Genomic DNA, 16,125 nt, shown 5'->3' on the forward strand with positions numbered 1-16,125 from the left:
ACGTCAAACGTGAAACATGGAAGGACTCGCGAACTTTAAGATTAATAACCGACCTTGCACCGTCCGAAATCGTTTGCTGTTTGCTGTTTCACGATGCCTTAAAAAGTAGCCCGTACCCCAAAATTGAACGCCCTGATATTCGGATAAACCCCACCCCGCGTAACGGTTGTAGAGCTCGTTCCGGTATCATTCAATTCAGGGTCCCAGTACTTCCACTTTGAAATCGTATACAGGTTGGTACCATTAAGATAGATCCGCAGGTTTTTGATCCTGTTCTTACGCAATACGCCAGCAGGCAGGGTATAGCCCAGCTCTGCACTTTTTAAGCGGATAAAATCAGCCGGATGCAGCCACCAGTCACTCACCAGGAAGTTGGAGTTGGGATCCTGGTTACTGTTCAAACGTGGGTAAAATGGGTGCGGATTGGGATTGTCTTCCGTCCAGCGGTCCTTCACGATCGCATACAGGTTCCCGCTGTTGGCGCCACTGGCAAAAGGCTGTGTACCATCGCCGGCGCCATACAACAACCATACTTTGCCGGTACCCTGAACAAAGGCGCCGATATCAAAGCCTTTGTAGCCAAAGGCAATATTCATCCCATACATCATTTTTGGCGTACCATTGGCATCCACCCGCGACACATCAAAGTTGTTGATCACTCCATCCCCGTTCTTATCTAAATATTTGATGTCGCCCACCTGAACATTTCCGGTTTGTTTGGCCGATTTATCAATTTCATCCTTGCTTTGGAACAAACCAACTGCGGTGTACAGTTCTTTGGCATCCACTTCATGTCCTTTCCACTCCATCCAGGGATACGGTTGCGGGGCCAGCCCATCCTGCAGGTTTTTATTCTTGTTATAAGTAAAGGTGCCGGTGAAAGTAAGGAAGGTTTTAGGCGCAAATGATTTATTATACGACAGCGAGATATCAACGCCTTTGTTCAGTATAACCCCGATATTACGAACCGGGTTTATGCTGCCAAAACCAGAGATATTGGGAATGGTTTGATCGGCACGCAGTACATCTTCCCTTCTTTCCCTGAATACTTCGGCAATCAACTTCAGGTCATTGTGCAGGAAATTCATCTCCACCCCCAGGTTATGCCGGTAAGAGGTTTCCCAGGTGGCATCCGTAGCTATCTGCGATTGCGAATACCCGCCATAGCTGGTAGACAGGGACGCGGGTGTACCAAACTGATACACGCCGGAAGTTGTTTTGGTTAGCATATCCAGGTACAAAAACCGGTTGCCACTATAACCGCCATTACCGGTAAGCCCATAACTGTAACGCAGTTTGAAATAAGACAGGGCGTCCTTCAACGGCTCAAAGAAGTTTTCATTCGAAATTACCCAGCCTACGCCAAAGGACGGAAAGAACCCATAGCGTTTCGAGGGCGCAAAATTTTCCGAACCGGTATAACCAAAATTGCCTTCCACAAAATACCGGCTGTCGAAACCATAGGTAGCACGACCGGTAAGACCACGGTTACGGAAGGGAATAGCAGTTGTAAATGTAGTGGCATTCCCATCAACATACTCCGACTGGTTGAACAACAACAGCGCACTTACTTCATGTCTGTTGGCAAAACTGCCCGAATAATTCAACGAAGCTTCCGAATACATCCGGTGATTGGTTGACCGGTCAGACGAATAGGAAAGCACATCGTTGCTGGTGTTTAACTGCCGTGTAATAAGATTGCCGGCAGAATCCCGGCCTTCCGCAAAATACATCCGGGCTGCGCGCTGGGTAGCCACCGTGGCATCGGTATATACATCGAAAGAAAACAAACCTGAGACAGACAATCCTTTTATGATCATACTCAGGTCCTGTTTTAACCGGATGTTCGGTCGAATAGTAGCAGAATAATCATATCCGGAACCAAAACCAAATGCAAACCGGGCCGGACTGCTGACGCCATTAGGCGTTCCCGGCCAGGTGCCGTCTGAATAGCGGGCAGGAATAACATGCGGGGCTACGCGTAATGAATATTCAAAAAGGTTGTTGGCGACTGTGTTGCCGGCATTCTGAACAGCAGCATCATAAGGGCCGTTGCGCTTATCAACAATAGTGGCTATTCCCAGATCCAGTTTAGTAGTGCCGGTGATATTCACCCCGATGTTAGCCGTAAAGTTATACCGGTGATAATAATTTTTTGTGTCGTAATTATCGTCTTTATACGGCTTTATTAAACCGGTTTCGTTATAGTAACCACCAGAAATATAATAATTGGCTTTTTCTGCACCGCCGCTCACATTAAAGTTAGCGCGCTGCGTTAGCCCAAAATCGCGGAACAGTTCTTTATGCCAGTCGGTATTGGGATACAGATCAGGGTCAACGCCGCTCCGGTGCAATTCAATTCTGTCGTTGGTATAAAAAGGATCACGGCCACGGGTGGTGAGGGATTCGTTATACAAGGTCATCCAGGTGGGCGCATCCAGCATTTCAGGCACCTGAACAAACTGCGTTACACCCGAGTTCACTTCTACATTGATAGAAGGTTTGCCCGCCACCCCGCGTTTGGTATTGATAAGAATAACACCATTGGCGCCCCGGGTGCCATACACCGCGGTTGACGTAGCATCTTTCAATACGGTAAAGTTTTGAATATCTTCCGGGTCAACATCATTAAAGCTCCTGTCGGGCACGCCGTCGATAATGATCAGGGGCGTTCGGGTGCTGGTGCCAAAAGTAGAAACCCCACGCACCAATACACTGGCATTATCGTTGCCCACACCACCACCTCTGGATGTTGTAATAATCCCGGAGATGCGTCCGGCCAACATGCCGGCAATATCCCTCGCAGGAAGTTTCAGGTCTTCCGGCGATACGGTGGCCTGTGAGCCCACCACGCTCACTTTTTTCTGCTGACCGTAACCGATCACGGTTACTTCGTCCATACTACCCGAAACAGGCGCTAACTTAACATTCAGGTCTACCCGGTTTTTTACCGGCTGTTTATCCAGGCGGTAACCGGTGTAAGAAAATTCAAGCGAATCCGCAGGACTTACAGTTATTGTATAGAAACCGTCTTTATCGGTGGCGGTTGCTATGATGGTATGCGCAATACGGATGGTGACCCCGTTTAAAGCCTTATCCAGTTCATCGGTAACTTTTCCCGTAACCTTTAAAATCCGGTCCTGAGCAAGGGCTGGTGAAGCCAGGAATAAAAGCGCGGCAAGTGGCAGCAGCAAATACCACTCTTCCCTGCGCAATGGCGTTTTTTTCAAAGTCATAAGCGTTCGTTTTTAAAGCAGGCTATTTAGCTGAGTGTTGGTAAAATGAATGATGGCGGCGGGAAATAAGAATCCAAGCCTCCCTGGTTAGCAGTTTGGTTCATGACAAAGCAATTTAAGCGTTAGTTATTGTTATTATGTTCTACATAACAAAAATGAAAGAAATTCCCGACATTCCAAAAAAATGTGTGTTATTATTTCAAGGCAACCTGTAAGTAGTTCATTTTAAGCCCAAACCGCCAATTGCGACAACCGGGGCCGGATATTATGTAGGTCTTATTAATGCAAACTGTGGAAGGAACGAGGACATATTGTGGGCCAGTTGGAGTAATTGGAATCAGTGGCGGAATGCCCGGGAAATCCACTGCGAGTTCTCTGGGAGTTCTCGGGGACGTCTCTCTACAATCTCACAAATCCCGTTTCAGACGAAAAAGGCGCTATCGTTTACAAGGAAACAATAGCGCCTATAATTATTTATCAACTACAACAAGCCTGTTTTACAGACCAGCAGTAACATCAAACTTGATGGTAGCTTTACCTTGCAGCGTAGTGGTGGTGGCACGACGCGTAGTGGCAGAAAGCTTATAGGTGAATGAAGTTGAGCTGAAATAATCTTTCAGTTCAACGCTATTTACCGGGATATCCAAAGTAGTCTGGTTGTTATCAGGATTACTGGTTAATCCTGCAATAACAGTGTAATCAGGTTTTGAACTGGACGACAAACCAACTTCACAAGCTGAGAAAGCACCAAAGTTATCAGAACCTGAAGCGTTTGTTAAAGTGAGGCTAACACTTTTAATTTTCGCAGACTTGATATTACCGATACCAAGGCTGGAGTTTTCATGTTTGATAAGTGAATCGAGATTGATCCCGTACTGAAAACTGGCTACTTGCTGTGTTCCTACCTGTTGAGCGGTAATGTAGAAATCAGCTGTTACAGTTTGAGTAGGAATGTTGATAGAGATGGCATCTTTAACCTTGTCGCAAGAATGTAAAAGGGTACTCAGGGCTAATACGGCAACTAAACCAAGAGATCTGTACAAAATTTTCATGAATACTTATTTGGGTTAAATGAGGTTTATAAACGCGCAAATATACATTTTCGTATACATGTAACATATCTGGCGGGGGTGAACGCCGTATTTTTGTATGTAAACGTATAATTACTGTGCGTAAAAACAACATCTCCCATCAGTTACCGCAAGAAAAACAACTGTCACTTTCGCTTAAAAATACAAAAGCTGCCGGCAACAATTTGTTGCGGCAGCTTTTAGTTATGTCTGATTCTAGTCTACTTTCTTTGTCAAAGGAATTTTCACAAACTGCACCAGTACTGAATCACCATCTTTCAGCAGTGAATTCAGGTCGGGATTCACTGTATTGATCGCAGGGATCTCAGAGGCAGTTATAGAACAATCTTTGGTAACCGCTGCATAAGTTAACAAAGGAGCATAATAGCTTGCGCCGCTCATGATCAAAGGATATGATCTGCGGTAGGTAGCGCAATCAGCAGTAGGGCATGCGTAAGCTGCGGTATATTGAGGTATCTGACTTAATAACGCGCCACATGAAGTTGCATAAGTTGGGAAAGGAGTTGAAGTGTATTCGCTAACCAGCATCACAGAATCTTTAACACTGGTGATCTCCATATTAACACCATTCACGTTTACGCGGTTATCGTTCAAAAAGCTTAATGCCTGGGTTGATGCAGGAACAGGAACTGAAGTCATACCAACAAAGAAGCTGGCTCTTGAATCTGCAGAAACATTTCTGTTAATGAAGTCCTGGATCACTGCAGGATCAGTGATAGCGCCATTCTTTGTGCGGATTGACAACTCTTTTACTTCCATGCTGGTGCCTGGATAATAAGTAGACAGAATTGTATCGCCGGCAGGTGCGGTCTGCGTATCTTTTTTAGAACAAGAAAAAATAACAATACCAGTAGTTAATGCCATTACAGGGAGCAGGATTCTAAGTTTCATTGCGTTTTTTATTATAGTTTTATAGAATACAATGGTTTACCTTTTGGTGCGCATACGCCGGCCATTACAGCCGCATATATGCGTCCATTCATTTTTTCCTCCGGGCTTAAGCTTCGCTAATTGTACGTTTATAAAGGATTTGCTCCTTCTTTTCCAGGCAGCTAGGGGGCAAACAACTGTTTAAAGTTGTTGTAAAAATGGGCAACTCATCGTTCTGGCAATAGAGTTGACAAGCATTTGGTAGATGTTAGTAAAATTTTCGGCAGCAAGTGAAATTTCTGGTGGCAATCTGATCTCTGTGGTCCTGCAATCGGGGGATTTGATTATCAGGGATGGCAAGCATTTATAATTGTCAAAATTACACTAATCAGTTTAATTAAACAACAGTTGAGTAGAATAATTTTATAATAAGAGCGAAATTTCCTTCCCAGGGTTGCATCATATAATAATATACATGCGGCGGAATGTAATCGTTTTAAATTGACAATTCCAAATACACGTGCGCATATTTGTTAACCTTTTTATAATAAAAAACTCCTGTATGGAAATACAGGAGCTAGAGACAATCATTTTTACCTGGTATAGAAATTCCCTGCGGAACGATTATCACTGTACGAAATATATGCTCACTTTCCAGAATGCCCCGGTACGCTGTAGCCATCGTTCAGGATTTTTGAGACGAACCGCATCGACGGCATTGTGGAAGATGTTTATGTGAACATTATGCCGCAGGAATAAAAGGCGCCTGTACGCTACCTATCCAGCCATTTTTTAAACTCAGCCACCTTGTTTTTACTAATCACAATATCCTCGGGAGCTTCAGGTTTTATAACCAGCCGAAGCTGGTTATTGCCATAGACCTGAATAGTTTTTATAGAATTGATGTTAATAACAAACTGTCTGTTTGCCCTATAAAAAACAGTATTATCCAATTGCCGCATCAATTCATCCAGGCTGAGATTGGTTGTATATTGTATATTGAGAAATGTTTTAATAAACACAGTAGCCTCCGCTAAATAGAATAAAGCAATGTCTTCTACATCCAGCGTTATCATTTCATCCTTCTGGTAAGTAACAATCCGCTTCCGGTAATTGACCGGTTCAGCAACCGGAATATTTACAGCGGCTTGTTCCTGCAGTTTTTCCTGGCTAAGTAATAATTGTTTATTCAGCGCAGTGAGTTCATTCACTTTTGAATCAAGCTGTTGAATCTCTGCCTCAGCTTTTTTTTCATACTTACCATAAATCATTCTAACCAGCAGGTAACAGCCACCAATGATCAGTATGGCCATTATCAGGATCACAATAACAAACTGCTTATACAGATCACTAAACTCTTCCTGAATAACTTCTGTATTGGCATGGGCCGCCACCATCCAATCAGTTCCCTGTACCGGATAAACATTTACGATCTGAGAACTTCGGTGCATCTCTGCCGGAAAACTTCTGGTGCCGCTATTTGCCTGGCCGGCTTGCAGTACCTTATTAAACGGAACCGGACTGGCGTCCTTATTGCTGAAGAATTTCGAATTATAATCGTTAATCTTTTGCCCGATCAAAGCAGGATTGGGATGACAAAGCTCGATCCCACCCCTGTTATACATACAAACAAATTCGCTTTGTGCATCGGTATTAACAATACTTTGTTGTAGTTGATCTATCAATTTTGATGGGGGTACTCCATTTTGCAGTTGTTGCTCCAGCAGTTTGCCAATTTCCCGGCATTCCCGCTGGCCGGATTCCATTTTACTTTTCCAAAGTTGTGTCTTCGCCGAAGTATAAATATATTTGAAAGAGATAATACTTATCAGCAGTACAATTAGGCCGATGCCCAAAAAAGAATAAATGTAGACTTTGATCTTGTTCATATTGATGGTCGCTTGCTAAATTAGCTGTTTGATGCAAAAAGTCGTTCCGCCTTATCCGGCGCTATTCGGCTTCCCGTACCATTTCTCCCTTTCGCACCCTACAGATGCCTTTACGCTTTGATTTCCAATAGCTTTGAAACTGCAATTTATTTTCTAAAAACAACTTCATGAAAAGGAAAATTTATCTGGCCATTATAATTTTAGCCACCGTGTTTGGATTGATGCAGCTTTTCAGGCCCAGTATCCCAAGCACAAAAGCAAACGACCTTACCCATGTTCCCAAAGAAGTCAATGACCTTTTACGAAGGTCCTGTTACGATTGCCACTCTTCTGAAACCAATCTTCGCTGGTACGATAAATTAACTCCTGCCAATTTTTTGGTGGCCTCCCATATCAAAGCCGGCCGGGCAGCGTTCAACTTCGCCAATTTCGATGCGCTGCCAACAGCAAAGCAAAACGCCACCCTGTATTATGCTTTGAACAAAACCCTTAGTAACGAAATGCCCCTACCGTCCTACACAATGGTGCATCCGGATGCCAAACTGAAACCGGATGAGTTGGAAATAATAAAAGCTTATTTAATAAGCCGTACGCCGAGAAAGATCAGTGATAGCGCCGCCGAATTAACTTTCAACAAAAAACTGCCCAGTCCCCCGCCCTCCCCCAGTGGCGTCGTATGTGATCAGAATTGGTATAACTGGACGGCCATAAGCACCTCTGACCGGTTCGACAATGGTTCCATGCGCATTATTTATGGGAATGATATTGCCGTAAATGCCATTAAGAACAAGCAAATAAATCCATTCCCCGATGGCGCTATATTGGTAAAAGCCGCCTGGCAGGAAGACATAGGAAAGGATGGCATTGCGCGCACCGGGCAATTTATTCAGGTAGAATTCATGGTAAAAGATGCGAAAAAATATGCCGCTACAGATGGCTGGGGCTGGGCCCGCTGGAAAGGAATGGACCTGCAACCTTATGGCAAAGATGCCAGCTTTACCAAAGAATGCACCAGTTGCCACCAACCTGTAGCAAACAATGACTATGTTTTTACCGCACCACTGGACCTGTATTCATTTGTACATTCAAAGTAAGCACCACTATCATGAAAAAATACCTGATCGTTATAATTGCCCCATTATTTTTGGTTACGGCCTGTAAGGATGGTGATAAAAAAATAAACCTTAACCAGGGCGCATCCTTTATGGCAACGGATACGCTCCCTGAAAATCCATTACTGGAAAAAGTACTGACTGTTTCGGTCAATACAAAAGACAGCACAATGTCTACACTGTATGCAAACAAAATAGCCGTGGAATATGCCACTACACATGGTGATAAAAAATTTCCACCGGGCGCTGTTTTGTACCAGGTAACCTGGAAACAAAAAGCCGACTCTGTTTGGTTCGGCGCCAGGATCCCGAAGGAAATACAATCTATTGAACGTATTTTTTACACTTCTAACAGCCCCGCTGTGTATGAGTTGTATGAAGGCCGCCCCTTGCGGAGGTCCAACATGCAACCAGACCCCGGAAGAATTGCAAGCATCGTTGAACAAAGATTGGCGATTTCTCCCTACTTTTAAGTTCTAACGATTACTGAAAGGGGGATCACATGAGTTACAGAGTCACTGCCATACTTTCCTTATTGCTCACGCTTGCCATACGCCTGTTTGCCGATAATTATCCGGTAAGATATTTAGGTATCGACCAGGGTTTGTCGAACAACGTCGTTACTACTATTTACCAGGATTATAAAGGCTTCCTGTGGTTCGGCACCTATGACGGGCTTAACCGCTATGATGGGTATGGATTCAGGATTTTCCGGAACGTCATTGGCGACAGTACCTCCTTAAATAACAATACCATTTACACCATCAGGGGCGATGCCGCCAATAACATTTGGGTAGGCGGCCTCAAGGGCGCCTGTGTATTTGACCCGGTGCGCTCGGCATTTTCCCGCCTTCAATACCAAAGCTGGAACAAGGCCACCCGGCATTATGTACAGGACAATGTTCATACAATCCAGGCGGCAGCAGCATTCATGCTCATCGGTTCCCAGCAAAATGGCTTATTGGTATTTAAAAACAGATCAACCCCCGGTGAGCAAATACCATTGCAGCATGATAATATCACAGATGCCAATTATGATGTAACCGCTATTGAATACGACAGCGCCCGCAATACCGTATGGCTGTTTGTTCAACAGGTGGGCTTATGTAAATACGACCCGAATAAAAAACAATTGCGGGTGGTGAGCAGTCAGCTCAAACAAGGCAATTGTTTAAAGCTCGACAAAGCGGGCAATGTCTGGCTGGGGAACGAGAGCGGATTATTCCAATTTAATACCACTACTAACCAATATTCAACCAACTATCTTCCCACACAAAGCAAAGTCGTAAACCTGTACTTCGATAAACAGCAGCAAGGCTGGATCGGTTCTGATGGCAATGGCCTGCTGGTATTGCCACCCGGCGCCTCCAAAGCGGCGCCGTATGTAACTTCAGCGGGCAAACCTGTTGTGAACAGCAATGCGGTTTATGCTATTTATGAAGATGCCGATGGCCGTAAATGGATCGGTACGTTGCGCGGCGGCATCAATATAATGGAGTCCAAAACAAGTTCTTTTGCGCACATCACGTATAATCCGCCGGGAAACGACAACCTCGTCAGCAATTTCATTATGTCGTTTTGTGAAGATGAAAAACACAATGTATGGATCGGTACCGATGGCGCGGGCCTGCGGTATTGGAACCGGCAAAAAAATGAGTTCAGCCAATACATTCCCAATAACGGCAAAAACGCCATCAGCAGCAATTTTATCACCAGTATTGTAAAAGATTACAACAAAGAAATATGGGTGAGCACCTGGCTGGGCGCCATCAATCGTTTTAACCGGCTAAGCGGCACGTTCAGCCGGTACGATTGTTACAATCCTGTAACCCATGAAAAAGAAAACAACGTATGGCTGTTATACCAGGATGCACAAAACAGGTTATGGGCCAGCGCCACCAATGAAGGCAGTCTGTACCTGTTGAACCGTCAAAAGGACCGTTTTGAATTATTTGATAACACCATCACCAATTTGCAATGCCTGGCCGAAGACCGGCAGGGTGGCTTCTGGGGCGGTAATTACTCCACCCTTATTCATATAGATCGCGATCGCAAACAACACACGCATTACAACATCGGTTATACCCTGCGTTGCATCCATGAAGACCGCCACCATAATTTCTGGATCGGCACGCAGGACGGCGGCTTGTTATTGTTCGATCGTAAAACAGGGCAATACAAACGTTTTACCACCGCCAATGGGTTGCCCGGCAATACCATTCTCAGAATGCTTGAAGATGATGCGGGCAACTTATGGTTAAGTACCTATAATGGTCTGTGCCGGTTTAACCCACAAACAAAAACAGCCCGTAATTTTTCCCATTCAGACGGGTTACAAAGCAACCAGTTCAGCTTTAATGCCGGCCTGGCTTTATCATCGGGTGAATTTTTATTCGGCGGCATCAAAGGGTTTAATATTTTTTACCCCGATAGTGTAAAAGATGAAACTGAACAACCGGCCATTTATTTAACCGGGCTTAAAATAAATAACACCATAGCTGAAGGAAGCGACCCCAGCGTAACCGCGAGAACGCTCGACAAAATAGACCAAATCACCATTCCTTTTGAGCGGGCGGTTTTGTCGCTCGATTTTCTGGCGCTGGAATACTGCGGGGCCGACAAGATCAATTACGCTTATTTTTTGCTGGGTTGGGATAAAGACTGGAACTATGTAAATCACATCAGAACGGCCAATTACTCCCGTTTGCAGGAAGGCACCTACCTGTTTAAAGTAAAGATCATGGATCCCGATGGTACCTGGGGCCACGAAACCCAATTACTGAAGATCATTGTATTGCCACCCTGGTACCGTACCTCGTGGGCTTACTTACTTTATGCCCTTGCTTTTGCAGGCGCCATTTACATCTACATTCGTTATACCCGGACCCAGGAACGGTTACGGTACGAAATAAAGCTGGCGCATGTGGAGAATGAAAAGGAAAAAGAGCTGATGGAAAAAAAGCTGTCCTTTTTTACCAATATCTCACATGAGTTCAGAACGCCGCTGTCACTTATTATAAACCCGGTAAAGGAAGCATTGAACAATGAACCGCGTAACGATCTGAAGACCGCCTATCGCAATGCCCGCCGGTTACTGAGCCTGGTTGATCAATTATTGCTTTTCAGAAAGGCCGATAACGGGTCGGACTCCTGCAAGATCTCTCCTATCAATATCATTCAATTATGTGATGAAGTATACCAGTGTTTTATTCACCAGGCCCGTACAAAAAACATTCATTACCAGTTTTCACCGGCTACCACAGAACTGACCATTTATGCCGATTATGAAAAAATAGAGATCGCGCTGTTCAACCTGCTTTCCAATGCATTCAAGTTCACCCCCGAAAATGGAATGATCGAATTCAGCGTAGAAGAGACAAATAACGCGGTGGAACTGAGTATCCGCGATACGGGTTGTGGTATTGATGCCACAGACAGCGCACGCATCTTTGAAAAATTTCAACAGGCCCATCATGGTAAACGGCAGTCGGGATTTGGCATCGGGCTCTTCCTGGTTAAACAGTTTATCGAAAGCCATAAGGGTACCGTTATTTGTAACAGCATACCCGACCAGGGCACCACTTTTACCATTACTTTGTATAAGGGAACCGCACACCTGCCTGCGAACTGTGAATTTATTGCCAATACGCCCGGCGAACAAAACAACCTGCTGCAGGAACTGGCTGCCGGCGCCATTCAGCAACCGGAAGAAGAGCCGGTCATCAAACCCATAAAACAGGAAGGCAAACAAGCGGAAGAAGTAGTTACAAAAAACAGGTCAATCCTGCTGATTGACGACAATCCCGAGATCACGCATTACCTGCAACAGATCTTTGCACCCAACTACCTGGTGTTTGTTGCCAACAACGGGAACGACGGGTACAAACTGGCGTTGCAACAGGTCCCCGATCTCATCATCAGCGATATTCATATGCAGGGCATGGACGGCATTGAACTCTGCGCTAAATTAAAACAGAGCGACCTGCTGGGGCACATCCCGGTTATCCTGTTAACGGCATCTACTGCCAGCGAGATAAAATTAAAAGGCATTGAAGGCGGGGCCGACGATTATATTACCAAGCCCTTTGACAAAACCCTGTTGCTGGCCAAAGTGGAAACGATCTTGCGCAACCGGAACCTGTTACAGCGGTTCTTTTTTGACAGCATCACCCTGAAAGAAACAAACTCCAAAGTACCGGCCGAATACCAGGAATTTTTACGAAAATGTATTGCGGTAATTGAACAGAATATAGATACCGAAGATTTTACCATCAAGAAATTCTCCCAGGCCATGGGGATGAGTCACCCCGCCCTGTACAATAAAGTAAAATCCATTTCGGGGCAATCGCTGAACGCTTTTATCCGCTCGATAAGACTTAGAAGAGCGGCCGTACTAATGTTAACCGAGAACATGAACATCCGGCAGGCTGCCTTCCAGGTAGGCATCAATGACGTGCGGTACTTCCGCGAGCAATTTGTGAAAGTGTTTCATATGACGCCGTCGGAATACATTAAGAAGTACAGGCATTCGTTTAACAGGGAGTATAATGTTATTAAAAGTTAACCTGTTAATCCTTTATCAACGCTATCAACCAGAGGGCAGAGATCCCTCTGCCCTGCAACTTCAGACCACAAAAGCAACACCTAACACGAAAACCTTCCTATAAATCCCTAATTTACCCCCTTCTTTTTAGGAAATACCCCCCTTTCTCCCCCCTGTATGGGGCCTACTTTGCATGAGTAGACAGTTGGTATTTACAACTATATGGACCCAAATACCAGCTGGGAACTATTAATTAACCTAACGAGCTTGTTCGTATGAGACAATTTCTGCAACTGACATTCAGGGCAGCCTGTTACCCATTTTACAGGATCGCCCCACCACTTTTTCTCCTGGCCTTTTTATTGTTAACCAATCTGTCGCTTTTTGCGCAAACGGCGGTAACAGGCCGGGTGCTCAGCGGCGATGGTCCCCTGCCCGGCGTAACGGTAGCGGTAAAAGGCACCCAAACCACCACCTCCACCGATGTGAATGGTAAGTTCACCATCCTGGCGCCAGAAAACGCCATCCTGGTTTTTACCCATGTAAATTATAAAGCCCAGGAAATGGCTGTAACCGGTGGCAATATGGAGATCACTTTAACACCGGCTAACAACAGCATGTCGGAGGTAATTGTGATTGGTTACAATACCCAAAAGAAAGCCACGCTCACCGGCTCCATATCGGTGGTAAAAGGCGCCGACCTGGTTAAAAGCCCGCAGGCGAATGTATCCAACTCGCTGGCCGGCCGTTTCTCGGGGGTTATTCTCAACAACCGCAGTGGCGAACCCGGTTATGATGGATCGGGCATTACCGTTCGCGGACTGGCTACTACCGGTAATAATGATGTACTGGTGGTGGTAGATGGCGTACCGGGTCAAATTGGCGGGTTAGAACGTTTGAACCCCAATGACATTGAAAGCATTTCGGTACTAAAAGACGCTTCTGCCGCTATTTACGGCAGCCGCGCCGCAAATGGCGTAATTCTCGTTACTACCAAACGCGGCCGCACCGGCAAACCTTCCATTTCAGCAAACTATAATCATGGGTTCTCTTCCCCCACCCGTTTGCCCAGGATGGCCGATGCAAAAACATATGCTGCCATCAGCAATGAAATTGCTTATTACAACAACCCGGCAGGCGGGATGAACCAGCAGTATTCTGCTGCTGAAATACAAAAGTTTGCCGATGGGTCAGACCCATTGAATTATCCCAATACCGATTGGGCAAAAGCCACGTTGAAAAATTCAACCGGACAGGACCAGGCCAATGTATCTGTAGCAGGCGGGTCTGACAATGTTCGTTATTACCTGAGCACCGGAATACTTGGCCAGAATGGTTTGTATAAGAATGGCGCCAACAAATACAACCAGTATAGTTTTCGTTCGAACATCGATGCCAACATCACCAAAGATTTCAAAGTAAGCCTGTATTTATCGGGCCGCGAAGAAGACCGCCAGTTCCCAACGTCCTCCTCAGGTGATATTTTCCGTTCCATCTATCGCGCTTATTCAACCGTTCCGGCCTTCTACCCCAATGGCCTGCCCTCTGCCGGTATTGAAGGCAACAACCCGGCCATGATGGCAACCAGTGCAGGTGGTATTAACAGAAATCCCGGTCAGGTATTCAATGGCATTTTAAAAGGCAGTTATAATATTTCAGCCATAAAAGGATTATCGGTTGATGCGTTTGCTGCCGTAGATAGATCGTGGTATTTCTACAAATCATTCGCTACGCCTTACTTATTATATTCTTACAATAAAACAACCGATACCTATAATTCAAGGATCGTGGGTGGCAACAACAATGCCGCGTCCCTGAACGAAGGCCAGAAAAACCAAACCCAGCTTACCACCAACTTCAAGGTGAATTATGCCAACAGCTTTGGCCCTCATAATTTCAATGCCTTTGTTGGTTACGAACAATCGGAGCTTAAACGCGATTCTTTTGGCGCTGCCCGCATCAATTTCCCAACGCCGCAAACCCCTGAATTATCACAGGGCGGAACAGCAGCTACCGATCGTGATAATGCGGGTAACAGCTATCACTATACCCGTAAAAGTTACCTCGGCAAACTGTCTTACAATTATGCAGAAAAATACCTGTTCGATGCGCAGCTGCGTATCGATGGTTCCTCCACCTTCCCGGCAGGTAACCAGTATGGTTATTTTCCTTCTTTCTCTGCAGGCTGGCGCATTTCCAACGAGTCGTTCCTGCACGATGTTTCGTTTATAAATGACTTAAAAGTACGGGGCTCTTATGGTGTGCTGGGTAATGACAATGTAGCGCTGTTCCAGTACCTCAACAATTACAGCTTCAATACGCAGGTGGTGCTGGGACCCGGCATATCGCCGGCCATTGATCTTACCAAACTGGCCAATAAACAAATTCACTGGGAAGAAGCCCGCAAAACCGATATCGCCCTGGAAGGTGTAGTGTTCAACGACATCAATTTTGAATTTATTTATTTCCGTCAGCAACGATCAAACATCCTGGCTGCGCGCAACGCCTCTATTCCTAATGTAACCGGTATTGTAAATCCATATGGTTCGGATCCGCTGGTGCCTTCTGAAAACATTGGAAAGGTGAACAGCAATGGCCTGGAAGCCACCCTGGGTTACAACAACCGCAAAGGAAAATTTCATTATGGCGTGAGCGGTAACTTCACTTATGCCAAAAGCAAGATCGTGTTCATAGATGAAGCACCGGCGGTATTGTCGTATCAAAAACAAACAGGCAGGCCGTTAAATACTTATTTACTATACAATGCAGCCGGCATTTTCCACTCTACCGACGAAATTGCCAAATACCCGCACCTGAGCGGCGCACAACCCGGTGACCTGATATTGCAGGACTATAACAACGATGGTAAGATCACCGCCGATGACCAGGTAAGATCAAAATATGGCAACATTCCCGAGATGACTTATGGCATTTTGTTAAACGCCGATTACAAATCGTTTGATATCTCCGTAGTATTCGCCGGTCAAACACATGTAAGCCAGTTCGTGCTGCCCGAATCGGGCACGGTGGGCAATTTTTACAGCAGCTGGGCCGATAACCGATGGAGCCCTTCCAACCCCAACGGCAGTTATCCCCGCGTTGATACCCGCACGTCTGCCTCTGTAAACGGCGGATTGTACCCAAGTACTTTCTGGTTGAACAATGCTTCGTTCCTGCGGTTGAAAAACGTAGAGCTGGGTTATAATGTAACCGGCCCTGCCCTATCTAAAATGAAAATGCAATCCCTGCGGGTATACCTGAGCGCCTTTAACCTGTTCACCATTACCAAAGTAAAAGATTACGATCCGGAAGGTACCAATTACAGTGGACAGTTCTATCCGCAGCAACGCATCGTAAACCTTGGGGTAGCCTTACAATTTTAAA

8 protein-coding genes are annotated in these 16,125 nt (G+C 45.4%); 4 read left to right on the forward strand and 4 right to left on the reverse strand.

The genetic code is table 11. The features are described 5' to 3' along the window. Positions 1–98: 98 nt before the first annotated feature. From NIAKO_RS13760 to NIAKO_RS13775, 4 genes are all read right to left on the reverse strand, one after another. Entirely contained in the window at positions 99–3,236 is a 3,138-nt protein-coding gene (locus NIAKO_RS13760) for a SusC/RagA family TonB-linked outer membrane protein (protein ID WP_014219049.1), read from the reverse strand. 497 nt (positions 3,237–3,733) lie between these two features. Continuing rightward, positions 3,734–4,288 carry a hypothetical protein gene (locus NIAKO_RS13765; protein ID WP_014219050.1) on the reverse strand — a complete coding sequence of 185 codons (555 nt, stop codon included), beginning with the start codon at positions 4,286–4,288 and terminating at the stop codon, positions 3,734–3,736. 234 nt (positions 4,289–4,522) lie between these two features. Then, positions 4,523–5,218, reverse strand: coding sequence for a hypothetical protein (locus NIAKO_RS13770; RefSeq protein WP_014219051.1), 696 nt, complete (start codon positions 5,216–5,218; stop codon positions 4,523–4,525). A 752-nt stretch (positions 5,219–5,970) separates the two neighbouring features. Next, positions 5,971–6,963, reverse strand: a complete 993-nt coding sequence (locus NIAKO_RS13775; protein ID WP_207622451.1) for a LytTR family DNA-binding domain-containing protein — start codon at positions 6,961–6,963, stop codon at positions 5,971–5,973. A gap of 290 nt (positions 6,964–7,253) precedes the next feature. Here NIAKO_RS13775 and NIAKO_RS13780 point away from each other — a divergent pair, with 290 nt between their 5' ends. The 4 genes from NIAKO_RS13780 (at position 7,254) to NIAKO_RS13795 (ending at position 16,124) form a co-directional block, all read left to right on the forward strand. Further along, positions 7,254–8,180: a heme-binding domain-containing protein gene (locus NIAKO_RS13780; RefSeq protein WP_014219054.1), complete on the forward strand. Its 927-nt coding sequence runs from the start codon at positions 7,254–7,256 to the stop codon at positions 8,178–8,180. Positions 8,181–8,191: 11 nt separating this feature from the next. Next, positions 8,192–8,671 (forward strand): hypothetical protein, encoded by a 480-nt coding sequence (locus NIAKO_RS36705; protein WP_014219055.1) that lies wholly within the window; start codon positions 8,192–8,194, stop codon positions 8,669–8,671. 29 nt (positions 8,672–8,700) lie between these two features. After that, entirely contained in the window at positions 8,701–12,762 is a 4,062-nt protein-coding gene (locus tag NIAKO_RS13790) for a two-component regulator propeller domain-containing protein (protein ID WP_014219056.1), read from the forward strand. Positions 12,763–13,016: 254 nt separating this feature from the next. Further along, the gene (locus NIAKO_RS13795; protein ID WP_014219058.1) at positions 13,017–16,124 is read left to right on the forward strand and encodes a SusC/RagA family TonB-linked outer membrane protein; all 3,108 of its coding nucleotides are present in this window, start codon (positions 13,017–13,019) and stop codon (positions 16,122–16,124) included. Position 16,125: the final 1 nt, after the last annotated feature.

The organism is Niastella koreensis GR20-10 (assembly GCF_000246855.1).
Taxonomy (GTDB): Bacteria; Bacteroidota; Bacteroidia; order Chitinophagales; family Chitinophagaceae; genus Niastella; species Niastella koreensis.

Bases quoted from the DNA above. Each gene is read 5' to 3' on its own strand.
- NIAKO_RS13760 (WP_014219049.1), bottom strand. From the start codon at position 3,236: ATGACTTTGAAAAAAACGCCATTGCGCAGGGAAGAGTGGTATTTGCTG.
- NIAKO_RS13765 (WP_014219050.1), bottom strand. From the start codon at position 4,288: ATGAAAATTTTGTACAGATCTCTTGGTTTAGTTGCCGTATTAGCCCTG.
- NIAKO_RS13770 (WP_014219051.1), bottom strand. From the start codon at position 5,218: ATGAAACTTAGAATCCTGCTCCCTGTAATGGCATTAACTACTGGTATT.
- NIAKO_RS13775 (WP_207622451.1), bottom strand. From the start codon at position 6,963: ATGGAATCCGGCCAGCGGGAATGCCGGGAAATTGGCAAACTGCTGGAG.
- NIAKO_RS13780 (WP_014219054.1), top strand. From the start codon at position 7,254: ATGAAAAGGAAAATTTATCTGGCCATTATAATTTTAGCCACCGTGTTT.
- NIAKO_RS36705 (WP_014219055.1), top strand. From the start codon at position 8,192: ATGAAAAAATACCTGATCGTTATAATTGCCCCATTATTTTTGGTTACG.
- NIAKO_RS13790 (WP_014219056.1), top strand. From the start codon at position 8,701: ATGAGTTACAGAGTCACTGCCATACTTTCCTTATTGCTCACGCTTGCC.
- NIAKO_RS13795 (WP_014219058.1), top strand. From the start codon at position 13,017: ATGAGACAATTTCTGCAACTGACATTCAGGGCAGCCTGTTACCCATTT.